Source organism: Streptomyces sp. NPDC047315 (genome assembly GCF_040643215.1).
In the GTDB taxonomy this organism is placed as follows: Bacteria; Actinomycetota; Actinomycetes; order Streptomycetales; family Streptomycetaceae; genus Streptomyces.
Genome location: NZ_JBEYTZ010000043.1, coordinates 52,515 through 63,972, shown reverse-complemented (window position 1 = coordinate 63,972; position 11,458 = coordinate 52,515). Strand labels below are relative to the sequence as shown.

9 protein-coding genes are annotated in these 11,458 nt (G+C 71.1%); 1 reads left to right on the top strand and 8 read right to left on the bottom strand.

The genetic code is table 11. The annotated features are described in order from the left end of the window. Positions 1–204: 204 nt before the first annotated feature. A complete protein-coding gene (locus ABZ842_RS34375; RefSeq protein ID WP_361546105.1) occupies positions 205–2,178 on the top strand; it encodes a hypothetical protein in 1,974 nt (657 codons plus the stop codon). Between the two features lie 73 nt (positions 2,179–2,251). Here ABZ842_RS34375 and ABZ842_RS34370 read toward each other — a convergent pair whose 3' ends face one another. The 8 genes from ABZ842_RS34370 to ABZ842_RS34335 form a co-directional block, all read right to left on the bottom strand. Continuing rightward, positions 2,252–3,388, bottom strand: coding sequence for a DegT/DnrJ/EryC1/StrS family aminotransferase (locus tag ABZ842_RS34370; RefSeq protein ID WP_361546102.1), 1,137 nt, complete (start codon positions 3,386–3,388; stop codon positions 2,252–2,254). A 41-nt stretch (positions 3,389–3,429) separates the two neighbouring features. Continuing rightward, positions 3,430–4,320: a carbohydrate ABC transporter permease gene (locus tag ABZ842_RS34365; protein ID WP_361546099.1), complete on the bottom strand. Its 891-nt coding sequence runs from the start codon at positions 4,318–4,320 to the stop codon at positions 3,430–3,432. Beyond that, on the bottom strand, positions 4,320–5,198 hold the full coding sequence (locus tag ABZ842_RS34360; protein ID WP_361546096.1) for a sugar ABC transporter permease: 879 nt from the start codon (positions 5,196–5,198) through the stop codon (positions 4,320–4,322). The genes ABZ842_RS34365 and ABZ842_RS34360 overlap by 1 nt, the downstream gene beginning before the upstream one ends. A 7-nt stretch (positions 5,199–5,205) precedes the next feature. Beyond that, positions 5,206–6,468 carry an extracellular solute-binding protein gene (locus ABZ842_RS34355; protein WP_361546093.1) on the bottom strand — a complete coding sequence of 421 codons (1,263 nt, stop codon included), beginning with the start codon at positions 6,466–6,468 and terminating at the stop codon, positions 5,206–5,208. A gap of 123 nt (positions 6,469–6,591) precedes the next feature. Beyond that, positions 6,592–8,646: a hypothetical protein gene (locus ABZ842_RS34350; protein WP_361546090.1), complete on the bottom strand. Its 2,055-nt coding sequence runs from the start codon at positions 8,644–8,646 to the stop codon at positions 6,592–6,594. A gap of 138 nt (positions 8,647–8,784) precedes the next feature. Next, positions 8,785–9,522, bottom strand: a complete 738-nt coding sequence (locus tag ABZ842_RS34345; protein WP_361546087.1) for an amidohydrolase family protein — start codon at positions 9,520–9,522, stop codon at positions 8,785–8,787. Next, the gene (locus ABZ842_RS34340) at positions 9,522–10,265 is read right to left on the bottom strand and encodes a hypothetical protein (RefSeq protein ID WP_361546084.1); all 744 of its coding nucleotides are present in this window, start codon (positions 10,263–10,265) and stop codon (positions 9,522–9,524) included. Before ABZ842_RS34340 ends, ABZ842_RS34345 begins: the two co-directional genes overlap by 1 nt. After that, positions 10,262–11,398: a DegT/DnrJ/EryC1/StrS family aminotransferase gene (locus ABZ842_RS34335; protein WP_361546081.1), complete on the bottom strand. Its 1,137-nt coding sequence runs from the start codon at positions 11,396–11,398 to the stop codon at positions 10,262–10,264. The genes ABZ842_RS34340 and ABZ842_RS34335 overlap by 4 nt, the downstream gene beginning before the upstream one ends. Between the last annotated feature and the right edge of the window lie 60 nt (positions 11,399–11,458).

Sequence of the window (11,458 nt, the reverse complement as noted above, 5' to 3'; positions counted from 1 at the left end):
TCCAGAACTCCCACCGCCACCCTCGTCGCATAACCACCACAAACACCTACACACCCGGCACCACGTCCTTGACGAAGGACATAGAGACACCCCCCTACCGACCGGGCCCGCGCGGGCCCGGACCGATCCTGCGCGCTGAACTGCCGTCCTCACCTCCCAGTCTCTTTACGGCCAGGACCGTAAAACGTACCCGTTGGAGGTTCCATGCGTCGTGCCCTCACGGCCGCGTGCCTGCTCGTCGTGACCCTCGTCGTACCGGCCCATGCCGAAACCGTCCCGTATACGTCCCCGTCCACGTCCGCCGCGCCCAACGCCCCCGCCGCCCCGTGCGGCTTCGCCGACCTCGGCAACCTTCCCCTGACCGGCGCCACCACCGCCGGTACCGCGATGGACCGCGACCGCGTCTACTCCGTCACCTCCTCCGCCTCCGCCCCCGCCCTCCTCGGCATCCGCGACGCCGACGACGGCAGGTTGATCGCGGAGCACCCGCTCCCCCGCGCCCTCGGCTCGTGGGCCGTGACCGTCGCCGAGGACCACTCGGTCTACGTCGGCAGTTACGGCGGCACCGAGCACAAGGGCCGGCTCTTCCGCTACGACCCCGAGGAAGGCAAGGTCACCGAACTGGGCGTCCCGGTCGACTCCGAGACGTTCGTCTGGACCGTGGCGGCCACCGAGGACTACGTCTACGGCGGCACCTCCAACAACGGCCACCTCTTCCGCCACGACCCCGAAACCGGCGAGACGAAGGACCTCGGCCAGCCCGTGCCGGGGCAGGGCTTCATCCGCGACCTCGCCGTCGACGACGACGGCACGGTCTACGCCGGCATGGGACCCTCCAGCATGCAGGTCGCCGTGCTCTCCCCCGACGGCAAGGTCCGCCGCGTCCTCGACGCCCCGTTCGACGCCACCGGCTGGGCGTACGACGTGGACGTCGTCGGCCGCTACCTCCTCGTCCGCTACGAGACCTCCGCCGCCAAGAAGCCGCTGGCGGTGTACGACCTCAAGCGCCGCACGTGGCTGCACGTCACCCAGGACGTCGACAGCCTCACCGTCGGCGGCGCCGCCCGCGGCAACTCCGTCCACCTCGTCCAACAGGGCGGGTTGATCCGGCTCGACCTGAGAGCCGGCCGGACCACGAAGCTCGCCATGAGCGACTTCGGCGAGGGCGGCATCCGCACCCTCGGCTGGCGCGGCACCACCCTCGTCGGCACCTCGTCCACCGGCGGCATGTGGCACTACGACAGCAAGACCGGCGTGGGCAGGCTCCTCGGCCACACCCTCACCGGCCAGCTCGTCACCATCCGGTCCATGGCCGAGGGCCCCGACGGACGTCTGTACGCGGGCGGGTTCCTCACCGGCGGCCTCGCCGCGTACGAACCGGTCACCGGCGCCACGCAGTTCTGGCCGCAGGTCGGCCAGAGCGAGGGCATGGCCTCCCACCAGGGGAAGCTGTACCTCGGCGTCTACCCGGGCGGCCGGATCTACGAGTTCGACGGCATCGCGCCGAGGCTGCTGGTCAACCTCACCCAACAGGAGCAGGACCGGCCGTTCAGCCTGGTCTCGGCCGGCAACTGGGTCGCCTTCGGCACCGTGCCCAAGTCGGGCACCGAGGGCGGCGCGCTGGGCCTGGTGAACCCCGTCACCGGCGAGAACCGGATCAGGCGGAACATCATCCCCGGCCACTCGGTCGTCGGCGTCACCCACCGCGACGGCATTATCTACGGCGCCACCTCCGTCTTCGGCGGCACCGGCAAGCCGCTGGACACGGTGGCGAAGGTCTTCGCGTACGACATCGCCGCCGACAAGCTGCTCTGGCAGAGCGCCCCCGTCGCCGGTGACCTGGCGCTCGGCGAGCTGTCCTTCGACGGCAGCGGCAAGCTCTGGGGGCTGACCCCGGACGCGGTGTTCGAGATGGACCCGGCCACCGGCGAGACCCTGCGCACGGTCAAGCACCAGACCTACCCCTGGGAGACCCAGACCCAGGTGTGGCACGACACCAACCTCGTGTTCCACGCGGGTTACCTGTGGGGCAAGACGCAGAGCAAGGCGTATCGGATCGACCCGGCGACGATGCAGTTGGCGCTGATCGCCCGACCGGTCTCGAACCTGCAGAAGGGCCCCGACGGCAACATCTACATGTCGCGCAACGAGAAGTTCTACACCTACCGGGTCTGCTGACCCGGGCCTACCCGGGCCTGGAAGAGGCGGTGGGGACCGGCCCGCAGGACCGGTCCCCACCGCCCCGCCGTGGTCACACCGGGCGCGTGAACGCGTCCCGCACCTTCCGCGCCGCCCGCGCGACGTCCGCCATCGCGTCCTCGTCGGCCATCAGCACGTGCTGACGTACCCACACCGTGGCCGCCGCCTCCGCCTCCGCCACCGGGCACGGCCGGGCGTACGCGGCGAGCGACGGCTCCACCGACAGCGAGCGGTAGCCCGCGTCCAGCGGGATGCCCTCCGCCGCCATCGCGGCGACGAACTCCTCCTTCGTACGCCCCCCGAACGCCGCCCGGTCGTACCGCAGCAGCGCCAGATGCCAGGTGTGCCGCTCGGTGTCCGGGGGCGCCGGGCGCACCGACAGGCCCTCGATGTCCGCCAGCGCCTGCGCGAGGACCACCGCGGAGCGCGTCCGCCGGTCGATCTGCGCGGGCAACTGCGCGAGCTGCGGCCGGAGCACGGCCGCCTGGAAGGCGGTCATCCGCAGGTTCCAGCCCAGCCCGGGGTGCTCGTACCAGGCGCCGTCCAACTTCCGTCCGACGTTGTGCAGCGACCACAGCCGCTCGTACGTCGCCCGGTCGCCGGTGACGATGACGCCGCCCTCGCCCGCCGTCATGGCCTTGCTCGACTGGAAGCTGAAGCAGGCGGCGTCCCCCCACGTCCCGGCCGCCCGCCCGCCGCGCACCGCGCCGTGCGCCTGCGCGGCGTCCTCGACCACGGGGACCCCGGGCGTGCCGGCGTCGGCCACCGCGCCCGAGAGGTGGACCGCCATGACGGCCCCCGTCCGCGGCCCGACGAGGGCAGCGGCCGAATCCGGGTCGACGAGCAGCGTGTCGGGACGGACGTCCGCGAACACCGGCCGGGCGCCCGCCAGCACCACGGCGGTGGCACTGGCGACGAACGTGTACGCCGGGACGATCACCTCGTCGCCGGGTTCGACACCGACCGCGCGCAGGGCGAGGAAGAGCCCCACGGTGGCGTTGACGGTGCACACGGCGTACGGCGCGCCCGTCGTCTTCGCGAACGCGGCGGCGAACTCCGCCACCTGCGGCCCGTCGGTCGCACCCCACCGGCCGCTGTCGAGCACGGCCAGCAGCGCCTCGCGCTGCTCGTCGGTGGCGGGCGGCGGCCACTGGGGCCAGGGCGCGGTGCGTACGGGCGAGGACGTCACGAGGTCCCTCTCATGGTTCCGTGGAGGATCGTCGACGGACCTCACGACTTCAGCCCCGTCGTCGCGATGCTGTCCGTCAGATACCGCTGGAGCAACCCGAAGACCAGCAGGCACGGTACGACGGTGATGGTCGCCCCCGCCATGACCTGGTTGATCGTCACGTTCTCGCCGTCGAGCGTGGCCAGCCCCACCGTCAGGGTGTGCATGTCCCCGGACTGGGCGATGACCAGGGGCCACAGGAAGTCGTTCCAGTGCCACAGGAAGACGAACACGCCGAGCGTCGCCATGATCGGCCGGATCAGCGGGATGACGATCGTGGTGTAGATCCGCCACTCCGAGGCGCCGTCGATCTTCGCGGCCTCGAAGAGCTCGTCCGGCAGCTGCATGATGAACTGCCGCATCAGGAAGACGGCCTGGGAGTTGGCGAGGGTCGGCACGATCATGCCCCAGTACGTGTCGACTCCGCCCATCTCGGAGATGAGGATGAAGTACGGGATGAGCGTGGCCTGGAACGGCACCATCAGGGTCGCCAGGAACGACCAGAACATGATCTCCCGACCGGGGAAGCGCTTCTTGGCGAAGGCGTAGCCGGCCATGGAGGCGAACAGCAGGATGAACACGACGGAGACCACGGAGTAGATCGTCGAGTTCAGCGCCCAGCGCAGGATGTCGGAGCTGCCGAGGACCTCGTCGAAGTTCGCCAGCGTGGCCCGGGTGACGTCGAACGCGCCCGGCAGGGTCTTGCCGCTGTGCGGGGCGAAGGCGACCAGCACCATCACCGCGAACGGGGTGACGGTCACCAACGCCACCAGCACCAGCAACGTCGGCAGCGTGAGCCGCGCCGGACCCCGGTCGGGCCGGGACGCCTTCCGCGTCCGGACCCCGCTCCCGCCCTCGCCGCCGGTCGTCTTGCCGCGGGTGAGCAGCGCCATCAGTCGTCCCTCCCGATCAACCGCCGCTGGATCAGCGAGAAGACCAGTACGACCAAGAAGAGCACGAGTCCCAGCGCGCTGGCGTAGCCGAAGTCGAAGTACTTGAAGCCGGTGTCGTAGAGGAGGTAGACGAGGCTGTAGCTGGAGCGGACCGGGCCGCCCGCCGTCATGACGTACATCTGGTCGAAGACCTGGAACGCCTGGATGGCCTCGATGACCAGCACGAAGAACAGCACCGGCCGCAGCATCGGCAGCGTGATGTGGCGGAAGCGCTGCCAGCCGCCGGCGCCGTCGATCGTCGCGGCCTCCGTGACGGCCTTCGGTATCGACTGGAGGCCGGCGAGCAGGATGAGCATCGAGTAGCCGAAGCCCTTCCACGCCGATGTCGCCGCGATCGAGGGCAGCACCAGCGATTCGCTGCCGAGGAAGTCGACGGAGCCGAAGGACAGGGCGCCGAGGGCGGAGTTCAGCAGGCCGTCCTCGACTTCGTAGATCCACTTCCAGACGACGGCGGCCAGCACGATGCTGGTGACGTACGGCAGGAAGTACACCCCGCGGAAGAAGCTGCGCATCCAGACCGTGCGGTGCAGCAGCATCGCGGTGCCGAGGGCGATCCCGATCGTCAGCGGGACGTAGACGGCGGTGTACAGGGCGGTGACGCCGAGGCTCTCCCAGAACAGGTCGTCGTCGATCAGCCGGGAGTAGTTCTCGGCCCCGATGAACTCCCATGCGCCGTCGAGCCGGTAGTCGGTCATCGACAGGAACGCCGCGCCGACGACCGGGCCGAAGCGGAACACCGTGAACAGCAGGAGCATCGGAGCCACGAACAGCAGCCCCGCGCGTGCGTCGTGCCGGCGCAGCGGCGCTATCTTCCGCATTCGGCGGCTACCGCTGCCTGGCCAGCAGGTCGTCGGCCCGCTCGGCCGCCGCGTCGAGTGCCTGCTGCGGAGACTTCTTGCCGGTCAGTGCGGCCTGGATCTCCGGGGCGAGGATGCCCATGAGCTGGCGGGCGACGGGGCTGGACTCGCCGGGGACGACGAAGGCCAGGGCGTCCTGGAGCTTCTTGGCGTGCGGGCTGTCGGACGGCACGGTGACGTCCGTACGCGGCGAGAGGAAGCCGGTGGCCTGGCCGAGGCTCTTGATCTGGTCCGGCTGGGTCATGAAGTTGATGAACTGCTCCGCGCCCTTCTTGTTGCCCTTGGCGTTGATGCCGAGGGCGCCGGGGACGCCGAAGGCGGCCTGCTTCTCGCCGGTGAGCGGGGCGCCGACGAGGACGTTCTCCTTGCCCCACGCCTGCTCTGCGATGCGGAAGTCCATGCCGGAGTTGGTGAAGCCCATCGCCACCTGCTGCTTGCCGAGCGCCTGGTCGGCCAGGACGTTGACGTTGTTCATCGCCGACTTCGGGATGGCGCCCTGCTTGTACAGGTCGGTGAGGAAGGTGAGTGCCGCGACGCCCTTGTCGTCGTTGAACGCGACGCTCTTGCCGTCCTCGTTGAAGACCTTTCCGCCGGCCTGCCAGAGCAGCGGGTAGAAGTTGAGGTTCAAGGTGGCCTCGTTACTGGCGGAGTAGTCCAGGGTGGCCAGGCCCTCGGCCTTCAGCTTCGGCGCGGCGGCCTTGATGTCGTCCCAGGTGGCCGGGGGGTTCTTGATGCCCGCCCGGTCGAGGAGCTTCTTGTTGTAGAGCGTCGTCGTGATGGTGTGGTAGACGGGGGCGCCGTACGCCTTCCCGTCGCTGCTCAGCGCTGCCAGGGCGGTCGGCAGGAACTTGTCCGCGTGGCCCTTGATCGCCCCGTCGACGGGCGCGAGGGAGCCGTTCGCCAGGTACTGGGGTATCTGGTCCGGCTGGAGGACCACCACGTCGGGGCCCTTGCCGCCGCTGAACGCGGTGGCGAGCTTCTCGTCGCGGTTGTCCCACGGCTGCTGCTCGATGGTGAGCTTCGCGTCCGAGTACTTCTTCTCGTACGCCTTCTCCAGGCCCTCCCAGTACTCCGCGTTGGCCTTGGGGTCGGCGATCACCGGGTACATCCAGACGGTCACCTCCTCCGAGACCGAGCCGGACCCGCCTCCGGAGTCGCTGCACGCGGCGGTGAGGGCGGCGAGGCTGAGCACGGCGAGGGGGATGCGCACACGCTTGAGCGATGACTTCATGAGGGCCTCCGTGGGCATCAGGGTGCAGTGGAGCCCGGCATTTTCGGCCTAGACCGAAAGTAGCCAGCTCTTCGGGGGGCTGTCAATAACCGTGCAGCGAGGCGGGATTGAGGCCGGTTCGGGTCAGTCGTCCTCATCGTCCGGGGCGCCGTCTCGCGGGTCGAAGCGGTACAGCTCGGCGCCGCTGCTGAAGTAGAGGCGGCCGTCGGGGTGGGCGATGAGTCGCCGGTGCGCGTGCTCGGCGAACAGCACCGGCTGTTCCCACGACCAGGGGTCGACGCGGTAGATGCGGTTGCCGTCGATGCTGGCGTACAGGTGGCGGCCCATCACGGCGAGATCGCCGCCGCCGCGGCCGGCGCCCACCGTGAAGTGCCGGACGACCTTCCGGGTGTACGGGTTGATCGCGAAGACCGTGTTTCCGGCGATGCCCCAGAGCTTGTGGTCCGGGCCGATGGCCACGGCGGTGACGGTCGCCGCCCCCGGCACCGGAACCAGCTCCCACAGCTTGCGCCGGCCGCGTACGTGCCAGGCGAAGACGGCGCCCGACTCGCGCGTCGGCGGGGTGGTGCTGAGCCCCCCGGTGATGGAACACCCGCCGAAGACGACGCCGCCCGCGGTGGCGAGCGAGAAGACCGACTCGTCCTGGACGACGTGCCGGGTGACCTCGACCCTGCCGGTGTCCGGGTCGTACACCGCGATGGCGCCGCCGAGCCGGTCGCCGTCGGGGACGGTGCCCATGACGATCTTCCCGCCCACCTCCACCAGGGCCTTGGCCCGCATCTGCACGTGGTCCTTGAGCGTGTAGATCCGCTCCGGGTTGTCGGGGCTGCCTGCCGGGCCCGGGGAGTACTCCGGGGAACTCCAGGTCGTGCGGGGGTCGTACCGGTAGAGGCGGGCCTCGGGGTACGTGCCGATCCACACGGAGCCGTCGCGGGTCCGCAGCACGGACTCGGTCTGCGAGAAGCGGTGGAAGTCCGGCCGGCCGGTGCGGGTGTCGACGCCGGCGAAGCCGCCGTTGAGGAACCCGCCCGCGTGGACGGTGCCCCGGCCACCGGCGCCGAGGGCGAGGATCTCGATCGGCTCGTCGCGCCTGACCTTCGTCTCCAGGGTGGCGTACGCGCCGGTCTGCGGGTTGTGGCGGAACATGTGGCCGCGCCACAGGGTGCCGACGAGGCTCTTACCCGGGTACTCGGGCAGGCCGAGTTCGGCCCAGCCGATGGAGCGGGCGTTCTGCACCCGGCCTTCGAAGGTGAGGCCGGTGCCGGTGAGCTGCCGGGTGGCGGGGTCGTAGCGGCGCAGCTCGCTCCGCTGGATGAAGTAGACGGCGCCGTGCGCGTCGGGCGGGGAGATGTTGAGGCCGTGCGCGTCGGGGATCTGGTCGGTCCAGGTGCGGGCGGCGATGTCGTAGACGTACAGCGGGCTGGGGTTGGCGGTGCCGATGCGGGCGTAGAGGCGGCCGTCGTGGATGTCGAGGTCGTACACGCTCAGCTTGTTGTCGGGCGGCAGTCCCGGCGGCGCTGGCAGTTCGGCGAAGGTGCGGGTGGCGGGGTCGAACTCGGCGATGCGGCCCTGGGAGTACGCGCCGCTGTAGACCTTGCCGCCGGCGCAGGCGAGGCTCTTGATGTACGTCTGGTCGGCGATCGGGCGGCCGAAGTCCTCGACGGCGCCGGTGTCCGGGTCGTAGCGGAAGAGGTGGCCGAGCGGCGAACCGCCGCCCCACACCTTGCCGTCGGCGTCGACGGCGACCCGCCAGATGAAGTTCTCCCCGGGGACGGGCACGCCGAGGTCTTCGGCGGTGTCGCCGCTGCGCCAGCGGTAGAGCCGGCCCCTGCTGCCCCACGTGCCGGCGTAGATGGAGCCGTCGGGCGCGGCGGCGGCCGTCCAGCCGCCGTCGGCGCCGGGCAGCTTGGCGGCGACGGAGACGTCGCCGGTGGCGGGGTCGATGGCGTTGAGGTGGGCGGGGGCGCCGTTGGAGATGTTCCAGCAGGCCGGCCGGCCGTTCGGCGCCGGGGCGACGACGCCACCGATGAGGAGGACGTCCTTGAGGGGAATGCCGAGGGACTCGGGGCCGGCCGCCTCCGGGCCGTCGAGGGCCGCCGCCTGCACCGGCACTGCGGACAGGGCGGTGGCGGACAGTGCTGCGGTCGTGCTCACCAGAAACGCGCGGCGCGTCGACATGGTGTGGAACACCTCCGGTTCCGGGCTTGAGTTACGGCACTAGCCGAAAGTGATATGCCGCGCATCAGAAGCCGTCAAGACTCCGTTCGTGCCCGAAACTTGACGGGGGCTCACGGGACCCGGGCCGGAGCCCGGCGGTCAGAGGGCGGGGAGTTGGAAGAGTTCCGTGGCGTTCTGCCACAGGACGCGTTCGAGTTCCCCGGCGGTGAGGTCGGCGTCGCGCAGGACACCGAGGGCGAGGGAGGGGTCGACCAGGGTGGCGTCGGTGCCGAAGAGGAAGCGGGTGATGGGGACTCCCGCCTCACGGGCGTACGCGATCCGGCCGGCGTCCGTCGCGGTGCGGCAGTGTTCGAGGTAGAGCCGGTCGCAGGCCGCCGCCGCGTGGGCGGCCTCGCGCCAGGCGTCGCCGCCCGCGTGGCCCATGATGACGCGGAGGCCGGGGCGGGCGGAGACCAGGTCGGGGAGGAGTTCGACCTCGCGGCCCCAGGTGTGCAGGAGCAGGGGGACGCCCGCTTCGGCGACGAGGTCGAACGCCTCGGCCAGCTGGGAGGAGCCGGGCGCCCGACCGGGGTAGTGCGTGTGGATCTTCGCGCCCACGAAACGGCCGGTGTCCAGGCAGCGCCGCAGGTCCGCCGCGCTGTCGTCGATGCGGTTCGGGTTGACGACCGCGTAGCCGAGGAGCCTGGGCCGGGTGGCGAGCGCCGCGCTCAGGGCGCGGTTGCCGGCGATCGCGTCGTGGACGACCGCCTCGGACGCCGACACCAGCTGGCGGTCGATGCCGTAGCGGTCCATCTGGCGCAGATTGTCGTCGGCGTCGCCGCCGGTGAGGTGGAACTGCCAGCGGCCCACGTGGGCGTGGACGTCGATGACCGGCATCAGGCGAGCAACTCCTCGACGTTCTTGGTGGCGATCGCAGCACGGTCGGCGTCCGGGATGTCCGCGTGGCGCAGCCGCAGCGTCTGCGGGGAGATGTCCATGAACGGGGTGCGGGAGCCGAAGACGAGGTGACGCGCGCCGACGGAGCCGACGACCCGTTCGATGGAGTCGGAGCCGGACAGCATGCGGGTGCTGGCGCGGAAGCCGGGTTCGCCGCGGGCCAGGAGCAGGAAGTCGGCGAGGAGGTAGGCGTGCAGATCGAGGAAGACGACGTCCGCGCCCCTGCCGGTGAGTCCGGGGCCGAAGCGGCGGGGGTCGCCGTCGTGGAGGAGGACGAACCCGCGGTCGAGGGCGAGGGCGACGACGTGACGGTAGCCGGGGAAGCCGGGTTCGGCGCCCTGTTCGACGGTGAAGAGGCGCAGGAAGCGCACCCCGTCGGCGGTCAGTTCGTCGAGCCGGTCCTCCGCGGTCAGGGCGTCCCGTACGTCGACGGTGCCGACGGGCAGCAGTTCCGGGCAGCCGGCGAGGTCGCGTACGGTCTCCGCGTTGCCCGTGCGGTCGTCGAAGAGGGGGCCCCGGGTGGACAGGGCCAGCGCGCGGGCGACGGGAGAACGGGCCAGGACGGAGCGGACTTCCGCGAGCTGAACGTCGCGGTGGTGCCGGGGCCAGGGGCCGTACAGCACGTCCACGTCCCAGCCGATGTGCTCGTCGGCGGTGGGGGTGAGCCAGTCGTACGCGGTCATCCGGCGGCCACCTCGCGCAGCGCCCGCGCGATGCGGTCCACGTCGTCGGGGCTGTAGCCCTCGTTCCACGGAAGCACCAGCAGGGTGCGCGCGATGAGTTCCTCGGCGCGCGGGCACAGGCCCGGTGGATGTCCGGGCAGCGCGGGGTTGGCGTACAGGGTGCGTTCCAGATAGCCGGGCAGTGCCGGTACGCCGAGTTCGCCGAGTGCCCGCGCCCAGCGGGCGTTGTCGTCGACGAGCAGCGGCATCACCCACCAGGCGTGGCCCTGTCGCTGTCGGGGCATCCGGACGGCCGGGACGTCCCGGAGCGCCTCCGCGAGCTGCCCGGCGCGCTCGCGGCGCAGCCGTACGACGTCGGCGACCTTGCCGAGTTGGGCGCGGGCGACGGCCGCCGACAGCTCGGGCATCCGGTAGTTGAGGCCCATCACGCGGTGGATGCGGCCCTCGCTGCGGTCCCAGCCCTTGTCCATGAAGAGCCGCATCCGGCGGGCGAGGGCGGGGTCGCGGGTCAGGGCGAGTCCGCCGTCGCCCGCGGTGATGTGCTTGTACTGCTGGAGGCTGAAGCAGGCGATGTCCCCGGCCGTGCCGAGCAGCCGGCCCGAGGCGTCCTCACCGAGCCATGCCTGGGCGCTGTCTTCGATGAGGACCAGTGAGTGCCGGTCGCAGATCGCGCGCAGGGCGTCGACGTCGGCGGCGGCGCCGAAGAGATGGACGACGATGACCGCTTTGGTGCGGTCGGTGACTGCGGCCTCGACGGCCTGCGGGTCGAGGGTGCCGTCCTCGGGGCGCACGTCGGCGAACACCACGCTCCCGCCCTGCGCCAGGACGGGGGCGACGGTCCCGAAGTCGGAGACCGGGGTGGTGATGACCTCGTCGCCGGGGCCGATCCCGGCCGCCGCGACGGCGAGGTGCAGCGCCGCCGTTCCGGAGCTGCAGGCGATCGCCTCGGGGATCGCGTCCGGTGTCGCGTAGAGCAGGGACATCTCCGATTCGAGGGCGCGTGCTTCACCTCCGAAGGAACTGCACAGCACCGCCGAGTCGAGGACGCGCAGTACGGCGGCGCGTTCTTCGGCGCCCAGGGTACGGCCGCGAGGTTCGAGAACTGTGGGCAGTGGCATTTCCCGTTCCGGCATCGTGGCACTATCCTCTCCGCAGACACGCGGTTATGGCCCGGGCCGAAAGTAGGTGCCATG